Annotated in this window: 17 protein-coding genes and 2 pseudogenes; 10 read left to right on the top strand and 9 right to left on the bottom strand. The window is 71.4% G+C overall.

All coding sequences use genetic code 11. The features are described from left to right. The first annotated feature begins 178 nt into the window (after positions 1-178). On the top strand, positions 179-448 hold the full coding sequence (locus AC5WAM_RS06525; RefSeq protein WP_495521930.1) for an AraC family transcriptional regulator: 270 nt from the start codon (positions 179-181) through the stop codon (positions 446-448). A 117-nt stretch (positions 449-565) separates the two neighbouring features. Here AC5WAM_RS06525 and AC5WAM_RS06520 read toward each other — a convergent pair whose 3' ends face one another. Next, positions 566-1,228 carry an NAD(P)H-binding protein gene (locus AC5WAM_RS06520; RefSeq protein ID WP_495521929.1) on the bottom strand — a complete coding sequence of 221 codons (663 nt, stop codon included), beginning with the start codon at positions 1,226-1,228 and terminating at the stop codon, positions 566-568. A gap of 3 nt (positions 1,229-1,231) precedes the next feature. Here AC5WAM_RS06520 and AC5WAM_RS06515 point away from each other — a divergent pair, with 3 nt between their 5' ends. Then, positions 1,232-1,387 carry a hypothetical protein gene (locus tag AC5WAM_RS06515; protein ID WP_495521928.1) on the top strand — a complete coding sequence of 52 codons (156 nt, stop codon included), beginning with the start codon at positions 1,232-1,234 and terminating at the stop codon, positions 1,385-1,387. 53 nt (positions 1,388-1,440) lie between these two features. On the opposite strand, the gene AC5WAM_RS06510 is transcribed toward AC5WAM_RS06515, so the two are convergent. After that, complete coding sequence (locus tag AC5WAM_RS06510) at positions 1,441-1,983, bottom strand: serine hydrolase (protein WP_495521927.1); 543 nt, start codon at positions 1,981-1,983, stop codon at positions 1,441-1,443. 693 nt (positions 1,984-2,676) lie between these two features. On the opposite strand from AC5WAM_RS06510, the gene AC5WAM_RS06505 reads away from it, so the two are divergent. After that, positions 2,677-3,228 carry a DUF1360 domain-containing protein gene (locus AC5WAM_RS06505; RefSeq protein ID WP_495521926.1) on the top strand — a complete coding sequence of 184 codons (552 nt, stop codon included), beginning with the start codon at positions 2,677-2,679 and terminating at the stop codon, positions 3,226-3,228. Positions 3,229-3,280: 52 nt separating this feature from the next. Here the strand turns inward: AC5WAM_RS06505 and AC5WAM_RS06500 are convergent. The 4 genes and pseudogenes from AC5WAM_RS06500 to AC5WAM_RS06485 form a co-directional block, all read right to left on the bottom strand. Beyond that, a pseudogene (locus tag AC5WAM_RS06500) lies at positions 3,281-3,421 on the bottom strand (cytochrome c oxidase subunit I); the annotation flags it as partial. Positions 3,422-3,581: 160 nt separating this feature from the next. Continuing rightward, positions 3,582-3,722 (bottom strand): annotated as a pseudogene (locus tag AC5WAM_RS06495) (peptide deformylase); the annotation flags it as partial. After that, positions 3,689-4,096, bottom strand: coding sequence for a formylglycine-generating enzyme family protein (locus tag AC5WAM_RS06490; RefSeq protein ID WP_495523516.1), 408 nt, complete (start codon positions 4,094-4,096; stop codon positions 3,689-3,691). The pseudogene AC5WAM_RS06495 and the gene AC5WAM_RS06490, both read right to left, overlap by 34 nt. A 21-nt stretch (positions 4,097-4,117) precedes the next feature. Continuing rightward, positions 4,118-4,393 carry a hypothetical protein gene (locus tag AC5WAM_RS06485; protein ID WP_495521925.1) on the bottom strand — a complete coding sequence of 92 codons (276 nt, stop codon included), beginning with the start codon at positions 4,391-4,393 and terminating at the stop codon, positions 4,118-4,120. 1,636 nt (positions 4,394-6,029) lie between these two features. Between AC5WAM_RS06485 and AC5WAM_RS06480 the strand changes: the two genes are divergently transcribed. From AC5WAM_RS06480 to AC5WAM_RS06450, 7 genes are all read left to right on the top strand, one after another. Next, entirely contained in the window at positions 6,030-6,860 is an 831-nt protein-coding gene (locus tag AC5WAM_RS06480; RefSeq protein ID WP_495521924.1) for an alpha/beta fold hydrolase, read from the top strand. Positions 6,861-7,031: 171 nt separating this feature from the next. Further along, entirely contained in the window at positions 7,032-8,489 is a 1,458-nt protein-coding gene (locus tag AC5WAM_RS06475; protein ID WP_495521923.1) for an aldehyde dehydrogenase family protein, read from the top strand. Positions 8,490-8,636: 147 nt separating this feature from the next. Then, entirely contained in the window at positions 8,637-9,212 is a 576-nt protein-coding gene (locus AC5WAM_RS06470) for an NADPH-dependent FMN reductase (protein WP_366794626.1), read from the top strand. 55 nt (positions 9,213-9,267) lie between these two features. Continuing rightward, positions 9,268-10,068: an alpha/beta hydrolase family protein gene (locus tag AC5WAM_RS06465; protein ID WP_495521922.1), complete on the top strand. Its 801-nt coding sequence runs from the start codon at positions 9,268-9,270 to the stop codon at positions 10,066-10,068. Positions 10,069-10,159: 91 nt separating this feature from the next. Then, positions 10,160-10,660: an OsmC family protein gene (locus AC5WAM_RS06460; RefSeq protein WP_495521921.1), complete on the top strand. Its 501-nt coding sequence runs from the start codon at positions 10,160-10,162 to the stop codon at positions 10,658-10,660. 230 nt (positions 10,661-10,890) lie between these two features. Continuing rightward, positions 10,891-12,015 (top strand): tetratricopeptide repeat protein, encoded by a 1,125-nt coding sequence (locus tag AC5WAM_RS06455; RefSeq protein WP_495521920.1) that lies wholly within the window; start codon positions 10,891-10,893, stop codon positions 12,013-12,015. 826 nt (positions 12,016-12,841) lie between these two features. Continuing rightward, positions 12,842-13,099, top strand: coding sequence for a hypothetical protein (locus AC5WAM_RS06450; RefSeq protein WP_366794631.1), 258 nt, complete (start codon positions 12,842-12,844; stop codon positions 13,097-13,099). Positions 13,100-13,136: 37 nt separating this feature from the next. Here AC5WAM_RS06450 and AC5WAM_RS06445 read toward each other — a convergent pair whose 3' ends face one another. From AC5WAM_RS06445 to AC5WAM_RS06435, 3 genes are all read right to left on the bottom strand, one after another. Beyond that, a complete protein-coding gene (locus AC5WAM_RS06445; protein ID WP_495521919.1) occupies positions 13,137-13,928 on the bottom strand; it encodes a bestrophin-like domain in 792 nt (263 codons plus the stop codon). A gap of 620 nt (positions 13,929-14,548) precedes the next feature. Next, on the bottom strand, positions 14,549-14,929 hold the full coding sequence (locus AC5WAM_RS06440; RefSeq protein WP_495523515.1) for an IPT/TIG domain-containing protein: 381 nt from the start codon (positions 14,927-14,929) through the stop codon (positions 14,549-14,551). An 841-nt stretch (positions 14,930-15,770) separates the two neighbouring features. Continuing rightward, positions 15,771-16,643, bottom strand: coding sequence for an alpha/beta fold hydrolase (locus tag AC5WAM_RS06435; protein WP_495521918.1), 873 nt, complete (start codon positions 16,641-16,643; stop codon positions 15,771-15,773). Between the last annotated feature and the right edge of the window lie 134 nt (positions 16,644-16,777).

The following is a 16,777-nucleotide window of genomic DNA, read 5'->3' as shown; positions in this document are numbered from 1 at the left end:
CTGTGCGATACCTGGCCCTACGGCCACGGCCGCAGGCCGACCGCGTTGCCAGGGTGGACGGTGCCGCGCAAAGCGTCCGCCCCGAGGACGGCGTCGCCCCCAAGCCCGAGACCGCCTCCGGCACCGTGAAGGCCGACGTCCTCGCCCGCTACGTCCCCGGTTCCGGCGCGGCGACTTCGTGCCGACGATCCTCGACGACCCCGAACTCGTCGGCCTCACCTGCGACCTGGCGGCCCCTGTCCGCCGGGTCGCGGCGGTCTGCTCCGGTGCGTTCCTCCGCCTCGCACCGACCGGCGTCCACCACCCGGTGGTCCGCGGGGCGATGGACGCTCTCGGGGCCGATCCGCGCACCGGTTCCGATCTCGTCGAGCTCGCGCGCGCCGCAGGCGTGAGCCCCCGGCACCTGTCCCGCCTCTTCCGTGCGGAGACCGGGATCAGCACGCCCTGAACATCGTGCCGACCGACTGCCGCGCCCGCTCCCGGACCACGCGAACCGCCGGATGAGGCGCCCTGAGCACGGGCGACAGTCCGCCTTCCCCGGCGGCGCGCCCCGGAGGCCGTGCGGTCAGCGGGCTGCCAGTTCGGTGATGGCCCGGTGGGTGTGGACGCGGGTACCCGGTGCGGCTGTGGCGAGGGAGGCGACCATGGCGGCCGCGAGGCGGTCGGCGGTCACCGGGCGGTACGGGCGCAGAGGGCCGGCCAGGAGGGGCGTGACCAGCGGCGCGAGCGCCGTCATGGCGCGCTCACCGGGACGCTTCTCGGCACGGGGGCCGAGAAGCAGAGAAGGGCGGAAGATCTCTGCCTGCTCGTAGCCGAGGGAGGCGATCTCGCGTTCGGTGTCGCCTTTGACGCGGAGGTAGAAGGTCCTGGCGGCGGGATCGGCGCCGACGGCGGAGCACAGGGCGACGCGCCGGGCTCCGGCCCGGTGGGCGCTGCGGGCGACGGCCACCGTGTAGTGCTGGTCGACGGTGCGGAAGGCGTCCTGGGATCCGGCCTTCTTGATGGTGGTGCCGAGGGTGCAGTAGAAGTCGTCACTCGCGGGCACACCGGCGTCGTCCAGGTGGGCGAAGTCGACGTGACGGATGTCGAGTTGGGCGTGGGTGAGCGTGAGGGGCCGGCGGGTGAGCACGGTGACGCGGGTGTAGCGCGGGTCGGCGAGCAGACGGGTGAGCAGGTGGCTGCCGACGAGGCCGGTGGCTCCGGCCAGCACAGCGGTACGGGTGGACATGCGATGGGCCTCTCGCGGGGGAGTGGTGCGGACTGGACGAGGAGCCGGTCCTTCGCCGCCGTCGCGGACCGGGATCAGGTGCTCGTCGGCTCCGGCGGCTGCGCCGACGCGGTCCACGCGGGCCTCGACGGGGGAGCCCGTGACATGCCCGCACCCTAACCCAGCAGGAAACCAGGCAGACACGGGCACATCACGGACGCCTGCCGTGCGGGTCACCGCCGCTTGCCGCAGTACCCCTTCTGGAAAGCGGCCCAAAAGGGTTCGTCGGTCCCCGCGTCGAACGGATTCCAGTTGGTGTGCGCCACGACCTGGCTCCGCCCGTCGCGGCTGTTGAGGGCGTAGGTCAGATATCCGGCGGCGCTGCCTCCGTGGCCGTACGCGGGGCCGCAGTCCGTGGCGTACACGTACATCCCCAGGCCGTAGCCGACGGCGGGCCGTGGCGCGTGCGTCGTGGGGACGGTGTCGTCGAGCATCCGGCGCAGGACGGCCGGGGGCAGCAGCCGCCCGCGCAGCAGGGCCCGGTAGAAGCGCGCGGTGTCGGCCGCGGTGGTCACGAGGGTGCCCGACGCCCCGGCCTCGGACGGGCCGAAGGAGGTGCGGTCGGCGAGCTCCTGCAGAGCCGGATCACGAGAGGCGCGGTGGTCGGCGCGCGTCCGACCGGAATCGGCCGGGTCGGCCGCGGCCACGCCGGACGGCGGCAGGAAGGCGAGCGCAAGTACCGTTCCCAGTAAGCGGGTTGAGCGGCTCCGGAGCATCGTAGGCCTCCGTTCGTGAGTCATATACGCATACGGCTATAAGGGCTGAGCCGCGATGCCGACGCACACACGTGCCGGGCGTGGGCCCCGTGCCCCTGGGGCGCTGAGCACGTCCCGCTTGATGTCCCCCGTCCTCGTCGGCACTGCGCCCTCGTTTGACGCCGGCCCCGGCGGGGACCCGGCTGCCCATGAGCCTCACGCCACGCCGCTGGACGCGGCAGAACCGGGCCCAGGGGCCGCGCGGCCGACGGGAACGGGAGCCGCGGGCGGACGCGGTGACCGACGTGCTCCGGGCAGGGATACGGTCCCTGCCGCCGGGATGCGGCCGGGACCTGCTGCACGGCACACGGTTCGGGCACGCCACGCACCCGCTGCCGGTGCGGGTGCCCGTCGGAAGCAGGCCGTCCGCCGCCGTTACGGACCCGCGTCCCGGCCTCAACCGTCAGGCGGACCTGCTGGTCGGCCTCGGTCCGGCCGCGGCCGCGCCCGCGACGCCTGCCGAGCTGCGCGGTCACCCCGTGGGCCCGCTGTCCGGAGGCACGCTCGACGACGGATGCGTCCGGTGCCCCAGGCACGGCAGCGTCATCGAGTGCCGCGTGGGGCCGGGCCGGTGCCGAGACGACGGATCAGGACCACCGGCGAAGGGCCGGGATGCCGACCGGCGACACCCCGGGACGGAAGCGGGGGCGGCTCATGGCCACCGCGGCTGACGCTCGCCTCCGACAACGAGTGCGCGCCGTCCTGCGACGCACCGAACGAGGCTACGCGGGTGCGCGGGAGCGGCCGTTGGGGGGCTACCTCGCGGCCATGGCGGGCTTCGGGGCGTACACGGCTCTCTGGGTGGCAGCGGTGCGGCGCCGCGGGCGGCTGCTGCCGGTCCGGCCCGAGCCGTGGGACGTGTTCCTGACCTCGTTGGCCGCGTTCCGGCTGAGCAGGCTGCTCAGCAAGGCGGCGGTGACCAGTCCGCTGCGGGCGCCCTTCACCCGGTACGTCGGCCCCGAGGGGCCGGCCGAGCTGCGCGAGGAGGCGCGGTCCGACGCCGGTGAGGCCGGCGAGGACACCGTGGGCGAGCTGCTGACCTGCCCGTTCTGCATGGGTGTCTGGGTGGTCTCGACCCTGACCGCCGGCCAGTTGCTGTGGCCGCGCGCGACCCGCACCGCGACGGGTGCGCTGGCCGCGTTGGCCGGAGCGGACGCGTTGCAGTTGGCGTACGCCGCGCTGGTGGACAAGGTGACCGGTGACTGAGCCTCGCCCCCGGTGAGGGCTCCTCAGGAGGTTCCTCGGGGCCGTTCGTCTTTTCGTGGCCGCTCGCGTCCACGGCGTCGCGCTTGCCGGTGTGGTGGTGCTGGTCCAGTCGTACCACTGCGGGGTGGTGCAGGTCGAAGGCGGGGGATTCGGAGCGGATGCGGGGGAGGGCGACGAAGTTGTGCCGTGATGGCCGTGGCGAGGCCGGTGCCGCCCCAGGTCGCCATCAGCAGAAGGGCGGACAGCGCCAGACGTGATCCTCTCTTGCGTCGCACAGGGGACCCCTTCGTCGTTTCCCAACGGGGTGGGGGTGGACCCGGGTTGCTGAGAGCGCCGGTGACCTGGAGGGCGGGGTTGAGGAGGTGTCCGATGCGGCGGGTGCGCTCGTCGTCGGGGCAGTCGTGGACTAACGGGCTTAGGTCGATGCCTATTTGGTTGGCGGCAGGGCCCACGCCCCCTATCACGTGCATCGTGAAGAACATGTCTTTGAGCAGGCGCGATAGGTGCGGGAGTCTTTCCTGTCGATGACGAACGGCGCCTTTCCGTGGCGTACCGAGGCGTCAGCGGTCGCGTTCTTGAGGGTGTTCACCCAGGTGTCGGCGACGAACTCGCGCGCGTTGCCGATGACGTCGTACAGGCCGAAGGCGTTGGGCCGGAACGAGGCGACGGGAGCCGTGTGCGTGTAACCGTCATGGACGCCCGTGACGTGGTCCCACTGCGCGCTGCCGGCGCGGAAGCCGTTGGCGGCGAAGGAATCCTCGTCGTAGGTGTTGGCGTAGGTCCCGGCCCGCTCGATGTCGTCGCCCCAGAAGAACGCCGAGGTGGAACCGGCGCGGGCGAGGTACTCCCACTCGCCTTCGGTGGGCAGCCGGTAGGTGTGGCCGGTGCGTCATGACATCCACGCGGCGAAGGCTTCGCCGTCGTTCACGAATCGCTTGGACTGGCCGACGGTCACCTCGGTCTGTCCGGCCGTGATCGGCCGCTGAACGCTCACGGAGCGCTGCGGACGTTCGAAGCCGCGGCGCCCTTCGGGGACGATCCACCGCTGCTGTTCCTCCTTGGTGGCTCCGGCCGTGTAGCTGCCGCGCGGCACGACGACCATGTTCATCGCGTGGCGCTCGCGGACATCGGCGAAGACGGTGCCGGGTCGGGTACCGGAGTTCACCGGTGTCTGGCTCGGCGCAGCGGGCCGGGCCGGGCGGAGCGTGTCGCGCTCGCGCAGGTGGAGGCGGAACTCTCCCGTACCCGGTAACCGGTCTCGGCGGCGAGGCGGCTGAGCTGCTCGCCGAACGTACCCCCGGTCGCCGACCCAGTGGCCGGACGCGCTGGAACTGCTGCCACGCTGTCGCGGCCCACCGTGCCAACGCCCTGACAGGTGGCGGTGCGCGGTGTCTTGTGCCCCGCCTTCGGCGTGACCTCCCCGCCCTCGCAGCCAGCGCTGACGGCACCCCGGCTTCGATCACCACTGGCTGCTTCCTGACAGTCGCCGTGGCACCGGAAGCCGGGCGGGCCGTTCTCTTGGTCGCAGCTCTCTCAAGCAATTCCCAGCAGGCGTGCCGATTTGATGGAGAGCGTGGCTGGATGCTCGCCTGCTCTCCCACCGGCTCTGGCTCAGGTGCGCGGCACACGTGATTCCGCTGCGCGAGCCCGCCGTTCTTCGCGGCGCAGCACGATCCAGTACGGCACGCACGAGGCGAGAAGTACGACACGGGTGAACCAGCGTTGTGATGATTTATGCAGCATGTTGACGTCCTTGTCCTTAGTGGTAGGCCGCTGAGAGCACTTGTCTGCCGGCGGCACACTTCCGCAGCAGCCCCGCCGTCGCTGAGCGGGTGGGCGCTGTGAGGTCGTAGCGTTCGACTTCTGCGTCGATGCGGCCGCGGCAGCCGTAGGTCCGGCGGGCGCCGCGGGCCCGGAGAGTGGTCATGGGCTTGGAGTCCTTCCGGGTCGAGGGGCGGGTGGCTGTCGCGTGGGTCAGTCGATGGAGCGGCCCATCGAGATGGGGCGGGTGCTGGGCGAGCCCCGATGCCCGACGAGCCCATCGCGATCGCGGCGATGGCAGCAGGTGACATTCTTGTCCGGGGTTCGGCTGTGCTCGCTTTCAGGTCCGGCGCCGCTGCGACGGCCGCGGGGAGGTAACGGGCTGGAGCCCCGTCGGCGAGCGCGGTGCGTGCCGTAGGGGGGCGTAGGGGTCACGGTAGGTACCCCGAGCCGCCGTGTTCCTCCTCTGTTCGGCCGAGAGGCGGCCGGGGGCTTCGGTCATCCGGCTGATTCGTGCAGCGGGCGCCGGCCGGAAGGATCGGTGCGTGTCGGGCTGCTCCGGCGCGGGCATCGCCGTACTTGTCCGGCGGCGCCGATACAGGGTCGGGCGTGTGCCCCCGGCGTCGTCGACCACGTCACCCCTCGTCATCCGGGTGCACCCCTCCGCCGGCCAGGCGCACATGCGTGGCCTCCTCGATCGCCAGGTCGCGGGGGCGGCCACCGGGACGCCGGGACCCGCTCCGGTGCGCCGGCGTCGCTTTCCCGCGGCGTCGCGGTCGGCCCGCGCAGTCGGTGGCGGGGGCTGATTCCTTGCTGCTCACGGTGTGTTCCCTCCCGCCTTGCCGGGTGTGCGCGTCCCACCCCGACCCAGATAAGTTTCAATCCTTGACTGTAACGAAACTTGTGATGCATGGTTGTCCCCGCCGGACAGCCCACCACCGGGTGCGGCGGACAGCCGCCCCCACCCCCGCTGGAAGCGCGACGTACCGCGCCCGGCGCTTCACCCGCGGCACGGTCCGCATCTTTCACGAAGGAATCTCATGAGCACTTTCAAGCACCACGGTCGTACCGCCGCAGTCGTCGGGTCGGCCGCGGCCGTGATCTCCGGCCTTGTGCCGGCGGCACACGCGGACGAGCAGAGCGCGGAGTCCACCAGACCCAAGCCGACGGTCGTGCTGGTGCACGGTGCGTTCGCCGACGCCTCGGGCTGGGAGCAGACCGCCTCCCGGCTGCGGCACCAGGGCTTCCCCGTGCAGGCGGTGTCCAACCCCCTGCGCGGCCTGGACTACGACAGCGCCTACCTGGCGGGCCTGCTCAAGGGCGTCAAGGGCCCGAAGATCCTCGTCGGCCACTCCTATGCCGGTGCCGTCATCACCAATGCCGCCACCGAGATCCCCGACGTCAGGGCCCTGGTCTACGTCGCCGCGTTCGCTCCCGACAAGGGCGAGTCGCTCGGCGGCCTGCTGGAGCAGCACCACGACTCCTCGGTGCCGCCGCTGCCGCAGCAGGCCTTCCAGTTCACCCGGCCCGACGGCAGCACCGGCACCGAAGTCTCGCTGGACCCGGCCAAGTTCGCCGCCGCGTTCGCCGCCGACGTCCCGGCCAAGGAGGCCGCGTTCATGGCTGCCTCCCAGCGGCCCATCGCCGCCGAAGCGTTCGGCGAGGCCACGAAGCAGGCCGCCTGGAAGGAGATCCCCTCCTGGGCCCTGATCGCGAAGAAGGACAAGGCCATCGCCCCGAGCCTGGAGCGCTTCATGGCCAAGCGCGCCGAGGCTCACATCACCGAGGTCAACAGCTCCCACGCCGTCATGGTCAGTCACCCCGATGTCGTGACCGACGTCATCCGGCAGGCGTACCGCGCCACGCGCTGACCGAAGGACGCGCGGCAGTCACCCTCCCCTCCGGCCGCCGCGAGGACGGCTGCCCGCCCGGTGTCACCCCCGGGCCATCGGGCGGGTGAGCCTCCGCTCCCAGCCCATTCACACCACCACGCACCACGCGTACCGCCCCTTGGGGCGGGCAGAAGAAGATCCGAGGAAGTCATGACCCTGTTCGACCCCGCCCTCTGGTCCGGAAAGATCAACATCGACGGCTGGCAGGACGCCTCCGGCGGCAAGACGGCCGTCGTCAACCCCTCCACCGGTGACACCCTGGAGCACATCGGCTCCGCCGACGCGAGCGACATCGCCCGCGCCGCCGCCCGCGCCGCCGAGGTCCAGCGCGCCTGGGCCGCCACCCCGAACACCGAACGCGCCGCGATACTGCGCCGGGCCGGGGAGCTGTTCGCCGCCCACGCTCCTCAGATCCAGGACTGGCTGATCCGCGAGAGCGGCAGCACCCGGGCCCGGGCCGTCTTCGAGACGGACCAGGCGGAGCAGGAGTGCTACGAGGCGGCCGTGCTGTGCTCGCACCCGATCGGTGAGGTCATGCCGTCCACCGAGCCGCGCCTGAGCATGACCCGCCGGATGCCCGCCGGAGTCGTCGGCGTCATCTCGCCGTTCAACGTGCCGCTGATCCTGGCGATCCGGTCCGTCGCCCCGGCCCTGGCGCTCGGCAACACCGTGGTCCTCAAGCCGGACCCGCGCACCGCGGTCAGCGGCGGCGTCACCATCATGCGGATCTTCGAGGAAGCGGGCCTGCCCCAGGGCATGCTCACCCTGGTCCCCGGCGACGGTGCGGCGGGCGCGGCGCTGGTCGACGACCCGCACGTGCGCGTCATCTCCTTCACCGGATCCACCGGGGCCGGACGCAAGGTCGGCGAGGCGGCGGCCCGCGGCGTCAAGCGCGCCCACCTCGAACTGGGCGGCAACAACCCGATGATCGTGCTGGCCGACGCCGACCTGGACCGTGCCGTCTCCACGGTCGCCTGGGGGTCCTTCTTCAACCAGGGCCAGGTCTGCATGGCCACCGGGCGCATCCTCGTCCACGCCGACATCGCCGAGGAGTTCACCGCGCGCCTGGTCGCCAAAGCGGAGCAGCTCGCCGTCGGCGATCCCGCCGCCGCCGACGTCGACCTCGGCCCGCTCATCAACGCCCACCAGCGGGACACCATCCACGCCCAGGTCACCGCCAGCATCGCCGCCGGCGCCCGGCTGCTGGCCGGCGGCACCTACGACGACCTCTTCTACCGGCCCACCGTCCTGGCCGACGTCCCCGACGACGCGCCCGCCTACGCGGAGGAGGTCTTCGGCCCCGTCGTGCCCGTGCGCACGTTCACCACTCTGGACGAGGCCGCGCAGCTGGCCGCCGACGACCCGTACGGTCTCTCGCTGGGCATCCTCACCCGGGACGTCATGACCGGCCTGGAACTGGCCGAGCGCATCCCCAGCGGCCTGGTGCACATCAACGACCAGACCATCAACGACGACGCCCGCATCCCCTTCGGCGGCGTCGGCTGGTCCGGCACCGGCGCCCGCTTCGGCGGCGAGGCCAACATCGACGCCTTCACCGAGACCCGCTGGATCACCGTCCGCAGCTCCCAGCCGGTCTACCCGATCTAACAGCGGCCCCCTCGGTCCGCGCGGGCGCCCGCTGCCCTGCGGGCGTACGCCGCCGTGCCCGGCCGGTCCGGCACCGCCTCGGTGCCGGACCGGGACCGCCGCCCTTTCCCCCGCTCCGCCCCTGCCTCCTTCGAAGGGCCCTCCGCGATGTCCGACCTGACCTTCCTCGCGATCTCCGGCAGTCTGCGCCGCGCCTCCCACAACACCGGCCTGCTGCGCGCCGTGCGGAACCTCGCGCCCAACGGTGTCACCATCGACCTCTACGAGGGGCTGGGTCGGCTTCCCTTCTTCAACGAGGACCTCGAGGAAGGACCCGAGCCCGCCGCCGTCGCCGACCTGCGCCGACGTGTGCGGGAGGCGGACGGCGTCCTCATCGCCACCCCGGAGTACAACTCGGCCGTCCCCGGCGTGCTCACGAACGCCCTCGACTGGCTCTCGCGTCCCACTGGCCGGCACGCCCTGCGCCACAAGCCCGTCGCCGTCCTGGGCGCCTCACCGTCCCAGTTCGGCACCGCCCGCGGCCAGCTGGTCCTGCGCCAGATCCTGCACCGCATCCAGGCCCCGGTCGTGGCCCACCCCGAGGTCACCGTCTTCCAGTCGCACCAGCGCTTCGATGCCGACGGCACCTTCACCGGCGACGACATCACCGAGAGCCTGCTGTGCGCCCTGCTGGCCGAACTGGCCGTCCTGGCCGACCTCCACGCCCCGGCCCACGCCCTCTGACACCGCCCGGCCCCCGGGCCGTGCCCGGGCCGAACAACCCACCCAGGAGGATGTGATGACCGGAACCAGCACGCACCTCACGTTCCCGGGATCCCAGGGCGCATCGCTGGCGGCCACCCTTGACCGCCCGGCCCAGGCCCCGGCCGCGTATGCCGTGTTCGCGCACTGCTTCACCTGTGGCAAGGACAGCCACGCCGCGGCCCGCATCGCCAAAGCCCTGACCGCCCACCGCATCGCTGTGCTCCGCTTCGACTTCACCGGCCTGGGCCAGTCAGGCGGGGACTTCGCCAGCAGCACCTTCAGCTCCAACGTCTCGGACCTCGTGCGCGCCGCCGACCACCTGCGCGACCACTACACGGCACCGTCCCTCCTCATCGGGCACTCGCTCGGTGGCGCTGCCGTGCTCGCCGCCGCCCACTGCATCCCCGAGGTCCGGGCCGTCGCGACGATCGCCGCTCCGGCCGCGCCCGATCACGTCGTGCACCAATTCGCCCACCACCGGCAGGAGATCGCCCAGCACGGCGAAGCCGACGTCACCCTGGCGGGCCGGTCGTTCAGCATCCGGCAGCGGTTCGTCGACGACCTCCTCGCCCAGCCCCAGGCGATGCGGATCCGCACCCTGGACGCGGCGCTGCTGGTCCTGCACGCCCCGACCGACCGGGTCGTCGACGTCGACAACGCACGGCAGATCTTCGAAACCGCCCGCCACCCCAAGTCCTACGTCAGCCTGCCCGGCGCCGACCACCTGCTCAGCAACCGCGCGGACGCCCAGTACGCGGCTGCGGTCCTGGCCGCGTGGGCCAGCCGCTACACCCCCGCCCCGGCCGACGCGCCCCGGACCCAGCCCGGGCATTGACGCCACGGCGCGCCGCCGCACCGACACCGTGCGGCACCACGGGACCGTACACCACCGCCGTATCGATCCCACCGACCTCAGGAGTACCGACATGCCGGAACAGCACACCACCCTTGAGCAGGCGAAGGCCTCCGGGGCGGGCCCCGGAGGCCTGGACGACGGTCTCGTCACGGTCAGCGAGAACGGAACCGGCCCCTACGGGCAGCTGGTGCGGGCAGGACACCACGTGCTGGCGGCCGACGAGCCGGAGCCGGTCGGCGCGGACAGCGGACCGGGTCCCTACGACCTGCTGCTCGCCGCGCTCGGTGCCTGCACCTCCATGACGGTCCGCATGTACGCCGACCGCAAGGGCTGGCCCCTCGAGAAGGTCACCGTCTCCCTGCGCCACCAGCGCGCCCACGCCGCAGGCCGCGCCGGACGTGAGAACGGGCACAAGAGGGCCGACCGGATTGCCCGGGAGATCCGTCTCGATGGCGCACTCGACGCCGACCAACGCCAAAGACTCATGGAGATCGCGGAGAAGTGCCCGGTGCACCGCACCCTCACCGAGGGCGCGGTCATCACTACCACCCCAGCCCCGGCACAGCCGTGAGCGGGACCGCTCCGGCGCCCACCTGCACGGCAGACACCTGCGCCACGCGTCGATAGGACCGACGTGGGCGAGGCCACGGCCGGATCGATGGCATCCCCTGTGCCTGGGACCGTCGGGGTCTCTACCGTGGAACGAGCACGATGGTGAACAGCCTTGTCCGGGGGTGGAGTTGATGGCGGGCGAGGCGGGAGAACCCGGTACTGCTGGCGGGCAGACTCCTCTGGACGGGCGTGGAGGTCCTCTCGGGCGGTGGCGGGGTCGGCAAGACCCAGCTCGCCGCCGCCCTCGCCCACGATGCCGCACATGACCGTGTCGACCTCGTCCTGTGGGCTGATGCCACCCGGCTTGACCAGGTGCTGGGCACCTATGCGAACGCCGCGGCCCTCGTCCGGGCACCCGGCGCGGCCGGACAGGACGTGGAGGCCGACGTGCGGGCGTTTGTGAACTGGGCGGCCACGACCAGCAGGTCGTGGCTGATGATCTTCGACGACGTGACCGAACCCGCCGAACTGCGCGGCTGGTGGCCGCCCGTCGGGGCTCAGGTTGATGGCGGCGGGCAAGCGTCGGGTGGGCCCGGTGAACGCGGAGTGCGGCATCGGGCGGTGATCACCACCCGGCTGAAAGGCGCCGACATCAGCGGAGGCGGACGCCGCGACCTCGACGTCAGCACCTGCACGCCCGCCGAATCGGCGGCGTTCCTGCACGAACGGCTCGCCCTCGCAGACACCGAGCACCTCCTCGACGAAGCAGTCGACGAGGTCGGGGCCGTGCTGGGGCATATGCCGCTGGCGCTCGGGTACGCGGCCGCGTGGATGATCAACCAAGACCGGCCGTGCACCGCGTACGTCGCGCACTTCCACGACCAGAAGCAGAAGCTCGACCTTGGCAGTGGCCATCCCGACACCCTGCGCGCCCGCGCCCACCTCGCCGCCAGCTATCGGCATACCGGACGCATCGATGCCATCACGATCGCCGAACAAGTCCTGGCCGACAGCGAACACGTCCTCGGACTGCAGCACCCCGACACCCTCACCGCCCGCAGCAGCCTCGCCCACAGCTACTGGACCGCCGGACGCACCCAGGAAGCCATGGCTCTGGAGGAACAGGTACTGGCCGACCGCGAACGCATCCTCGGACCACAGCACCTCCACACCCTCACCGCTCGCAACAACCTCGCCATCAGCTACCGGACCGCGGGGCGTCGGGACGAGGCCATCGAGCAGATGGAGCGGACTACCGAGCTCTCCCAGCAGTTCCTGGGCAGCGAGCACCCCCACACGAGGGACCGAAGAGAGACGTTGCGGCGCTGGCAGGAAGAGGACAGGTCCCTGCCGCAGCCACCGGAGAGGCAGTAACGGCCCGAACGCGCCCTCCCCAAGAACCCAGGAAGTAGGCAGCGGACAGCCGACTCCGCCGACGCCCGGCCCGGAATCGCGGGATGACTTCCCCCGCCCCACTGTGCGCGCCGGTCTCTCGGCACCGGCCCGCAGGCCCGCACCGACATCGATCGGGGTGGCCTGCGGCCGGCCGCAGGAGCGGCTGGCGGAGTCGACTGGACCGGGCCGTCCTCCCCGCTCAGGTCCACGGCCAGACGGGCCGGTGTCCGCGCTCGCCCGGTGTACCCGATGGCGAGTGCGTCCTGCGGCAGCGTGGGGCGGACCTTCAGCCACCCGCGCCGGCCTGCGGGGTAGTGCTGCGACCACGGCTTGCAGAGCACCCCTCCAATGCCCTGCGCGGACAGCTCCTCGTCCTCCAGCCACGACAGGGCCCGCCCGCGTCCCGGGTCATCTCGACGAGCTGAAGCGGATCGCCATGCCTCGCGACGATGTCCTCCAAACGGTCCCTGCGCCGGTGATACGGCCATGACCGAAGAACACGACCGCCGTCGGCCAGGACGTTGAAGCACGAGACCCGGCCCGCCACCCGGCTGATGCGCGTTATGCGCGCGCCCACAGCTTTGAAGGCCCCAACGCCTACGCCGCCGACCGGGCCGCCCAGGTCCTGGACCGCATGTCCGCCCCGCTCTACCTCTGCCCGGTTGGAAGCACCTCCGCCCGCCGCAGCCCCCTCACCCGCGCGAACCGCAGAGCGAACCCCCTGCACGACGACGCCCTGAACACCCCGCCGCGCAAACAGCCGTTCACCGCGGGACCTGCATGGGAGGGTGCGCGTTCACCGGACATGCGAAAGATCATCACTTGCGGCCTGCTGGCCGCCGCGGCCCTCTCCCTCACCACGCCCGCCTCCGCCGACAACGACAGCGACTTCGGCGGCGGGGTCAACGGCGCGAACAACTGGAACTTCACCGCCGCCGCCACATGCCTCCAGGAGGTCGCCGTGGTGCCCGTTCTGGGCGACTGGGTGGGCGACCACGCGAACAACTGCTCCAACGGCAATGTCATCGACCACACCGCCGGCGCGCTGCTGTCCGCTCCCTGACGGATCCCGCCGACCATCGTCCCGCCCCGTCACCGCGTCACTTGACCCAGTACTGGGCGAGCGCTCCCTCGCGGTACGGGGCGGGGCTGACGTCGAGGTCGCCGGCGAAGGGGCGGTCCAGGACGACGACCAGTAGCAGGCTGAAGCCGACGAGCGCGGCGACCGAGGCGACGAACAGCATCTGGACCCGCAGTTTGCGAAGGCCGTAGAGGAAGGTCAGCGGGACCAGGACGAGTGCGCCGCCGAACGCCAATACCTGAAGCAGCACGGGGAGTTCCTGGCGCGCCATCGTGATGCGGGCGCGCCGCTGCGTGGCGATGTCGTCGAGATGACCGACGGCCTGTTCGTAGAAGACCTGCTCCCGGTCGGTTGTCGGGTCGTACGCCTGGAGGGCCTCGTAAGCGGCCCGCAGATGTGTTTCAGTCGCCCCGTAGCTGGGGTTGCCCTCGCGCATCCGGGGCCACTGGTCCTCGACGACTGCGTGGACGTAGCCGCTCATCGCTGAGTCGAGGCGGGTGTGCACCGGCGGCGGGAAGGCGGCGGCGTCGCGGGCGATGAGGGCCGCGTCGGTGGCTTCGGTGGCGACGATGGTCTGGGTGTCCTCCACCTGCGTCCACAGGGTGACGATCACGAACGCGAGGATGATCCCGTAGATCGCGCCGAACATCCCGAGGGTCACACCGACCATGTCGTTGTGCTCCCCTTGGGTCAGCGAGGGGTATCTGCGCCGCAGCAGCACACTGCCGCCGACGGCCAGGAGAACGGTTCCGCCCACGGTGATGACGGCTAGCGTGAAGGTGCTGAAGTGGTTGAGCAGCCAGAGCGACATGAGCGCGGAGTCTAGGCCGGGAACGATGGCTCAAAACCACATGGATACAGGCAACTACGGGCATACGGGTAGAAGTTCACCCCGCCGAGTGAGGAGCCAGAGCCCGAGACCGGGAGGCGTCTGGGCAGACCCAAAACTGCGCGAGACCTGGCAGCCCGCTACCTGACCGACCTGTTCGAGCAGACCTGAGAGGCTCTTGTGTCCGATCCTGCACCTGATTTGGTGAGGCGTAGTGGTCGTGCGGCGACGCCGCGCTCAGGCGATGGCGATGGGGGTGAGACGGGTGGTGTGCGGCTGCTGGGCCGGGAGGCGGATCGGCTTGGGCTTGACGACGGCGTCGGGCTGTTCAATGGTGCGGAGACCAGCTGAAGTGGTGGGCCACCTGAGGAATACCGCTTCCGGAGGTTCCGGGGGAGCCTGGTGAAATGACCGCCGCGGCCTGATGCAGCTCACCGGCTTCGCCCAGGGGATGGGGACGGTTGGTGGCGGTGCCGCCACCGGAGCGGGGCCTTGTGGGGTGCGCGGCGTCGGCTTGTCGGTGGCAGCCGGGTGTATGAGCACTCCTAGGGCATGTCCGACAGGTCGGCGCCCGGCCGGGGTGGCCGGGCGCCCGGTGCTGCTCAGGGCTTGTCCCCGTTGATGGTGTCGTTGCCGCCCAGGCCGCAGATGGTGTCGTCGCCGTTGGTGCCGGTCAGGCTGTCGTCCCCGGCGGTTCCGGTGATGGTGCAGCCGGGAGGCGTGTCGTCGATGTAGGTGTACTCATCGGCCGGGGTGGGCTCGCTGAAACAGTCCTCGAAGAAGTCCACGAGGGTGATGCGCACGGTCCCGGCCTCGTGGGCCGGGGCGATCGCGGTGATGCTGGTGTCGCTGTTGATGGTGAAGGACGCCGAGTTGGGCCCGAAGGACACGGACCCGACCCGGTTGCAGTCGCCGCCCAGGAAGCCGAAGCCGGTGATCTCGACGGAGGTGCCACCGCTGGTGGGGCCTTCGTGGGGGCTGATCGCCGTGATGGCCTGGGTGGGAGCTGCGTGCCTCCCCCAGGAGGTCGCTCGACCCGTCGGAGACGGCCTTGGGGCCTGTCCGGACCGGTGGTGTGGCGGGGCGGAGGACGGCTTGGGAGCGGGCCAGGTTGCGGGGCGGGGTGCGTCGGGTGCATCAGTGCTGCCCGGCGCTCCGTCGGTTTCCCCGGAAAGGGGCCTTCCTCTTCACGGGTTCTGCGCGACGCTGGCAATGCGACCGTTCCGCGTGGAATCGGTGCCGCGTCGGGGCGGGCAGGCTGCTGTGGTGCCGGTATGCCTGCACGGGCCCCACCACGGGGCGCCGCCTCCCTCTGCGGCGGGGCCCGTTCCTCCATCAAGCACCCGGGAGTACGCGGGAGAATTCCCGTTGGACGGCGCTTGAGAGGCCTTTGGCATGAGTGCCCCGTGTTCGGTACGGCTACCGTGCCCCGACCGCGTGCGAGCGCACGGCCAGCTTGAGCTGTTCTGCTTGTTCCTGAAGCTCCCGTACCTGGTCGGCGACGGGCGCGGGCGCGTGGGGAGCGGTGGCGAGCACGGCGGGCCTCCGATCAGCTGGTGGGACGGCTGGGTTCTGAGGTTCTCTTGCCCTTTCGAAGACAGGCCATACGTGGCTCTCCCGCTCAAGTACGAGTCTGCCGCGGCTCGTTCATCTCATGGCCAACTGCGGCGCGGCCTGGCGGCGCCGGGGGATCGGGCTCCGCGGGCGAGGGGGTGCCCTCAGGGCGGAGCCCGACGCAGGCCCGGGGCGGTGGGCGGGCCTGCCCGCCCGGATAGTGAGGGAGGTCTGCCTTGAGGGAAGACCGAGCGGACCCGTCGGGAGTGGTCACTTGGCGAGGAACGCGAGGATCCGCCGGTTGACCTCCTGGGGGGCCTCGACCATCGGGAAGTGGCCCACGCCGGGGAGCAGGGCGCCGTCCGAGCCCTCGGGCAGGGCGGCGACGATGTCGGCGAGGATCTCCTCGTCCACGACGGGGTCCTCGGCGCCGTGCAGGTACAGGGTCGGCTGCGTGGGCAGCCCGGCCAGCAGGCGGCCCATGTCCCACGCCGGGGTGCCGAACTGGTCGGCGGGGAAGTTCTGGCGGTAGAGCCCCAGGCCCGCCTGGAGGTTGGCGGGCTCGCGCAGGGCGTCCTTGCCCGCCTGCCGGTCCTGGGCGGAGTCGAATCCGGGAACGTTGCCGCTCCAGTGCTCCCACAGCCAGTCGAGGTAGGCGAAGTCGTTCACGGGCACCAGCTGGTCGGCGACGGACATCTGGAAGAAGTAGAAGTGGCTGTTCTTGTGGATCTGCTCGGGGACCGCGGCTTTGCGTTCGTAGAACCGCACCGGTGGGACGTCGGCCACGACCACCTTCGACCAGCGCTCCGGGGCGAGGGCGGCGGCGCCCCAGGTGGTGAAGCCGCCCCAGTCGTGCCCGACGATGACGGCGTCGCCGTCGCCGCCCAGCGCCTCGTGCAGCGCGTTGGCGTCCGCGATCAGATCCTTCATCAGCATGCTGCCGTCCGGCGGCACTTGGCTGGGCGCGAAGCCTCTCATGTACGGGGCCACGACGCGGTACCCGGCGTTCGCGAGCTCGGGCATCAGGTGCCGGTACATGCCCGGCGTCTCCGGGAATCCGTGCAGGAGCAGGGCCAGCGGGCCCTCGCCCTGCTCGACGTAGGCCAGGTCCAGGCCGTTGACGGTGATGTGCTTGATGTCCACGGGGCATCCCAATGTTGACAGGCGTCCCACAGCGCAGCGCAGCGCGGAGCGGTGTGGAGCGGCGACTAAAACGAACGTTCTAACTAGACCGTAGCATCATTAGAACGATCGCTCTAGCGGGGGATGGTGCGCGG

It is taken from the genome of Streptomyces sp. JLYT201 (genome assembly GCF_059448825.1).
This window is presented reverse-complemented; position numbering and strand designations above follow the sequence as displayed.

Bases quoted from the DNA above. Each gene is read 5' to 3' on its own strand.
- AC5WAM_RS06520 (WP_495521929.1), bottom strand. From the start codon at position 1,228: ATGTCCACCCGTACCGCTGTGCTGGCCGGAGCCACCGGCCTCGTCGGC.
- AC5WAM_RS06515 (WP_495521928.1), top strand. From the start codon at position 1,232: ATGGGCCTCTCGCGGGGGAGTGGTGCGGACTGGACGAGGAGCCGGTCC.
- AC5WAM_RS06510 (WP_495521927.1), bottom strand. From the start codon at position 1,983: ATGCTCCGGAGCCGCTCAACCCGCTTACTGGGAACGGTACTTGCGCTC.
- AC5WAM_RS06505 (WP_495521926.1), top strand. From the start codon at position 2,677: ATGGCCACCGCGGCTGACGCTCGCCTCCGACAACGAGTGCGCGCCGTC.
- AC5WAM_RS06480 (WP_495521924.1), top strand. From the start codon at position 6,030: ATGAGCACTTTCAAGCACCACGGTCGTACCGCCGCAGTCGTCGGGTCG.
- AC5WAM_RS06475 (WP_495521923.1), top strand. From the start codon at position 7,032: ATGACCCTGTTCGACCCCGCCCTCTGGTCCGGAAAGATCAACATCGAC.
- AC5WAM_RS06470 (WP_366794626.1), top strand. From the start codon at position 8,637: ATGTCCGACCTGACCTTCCTCGCGATCTCCGGCAGTCTGCGCCGCGCC.
- AC5WAM_RS06465 (WP_495521922.1), top strand. From the start codon at position 9,268: ATGACCGGAACCAGCACGCACCTCACGTTCCCGGGATCCCAGGGCGCA.
- AC5WAM_RS06460 (WP_495521921.1), top strand. From the start codon at position 10,160: ATGCCGGAACAGCACACCACCCTTGAGCAGGCGAAGGCCTCCGGGGCG.
- AC5WAM_RS06450 (WP_366794631.1), top strand. From the start codon at position 12,842: ATGCGAAAGATCATCACTTGCGGCCTGCTGGCCGCCGCGGCCCTCTCC.
- AC5WAM_RS06445 (WP_495521919.1), bottom strand. From the start codon at position 13,928: ATGTCGCTCTGGCTGCTCAACCACTTCAGCACCTTCACGCTAGCCGTC.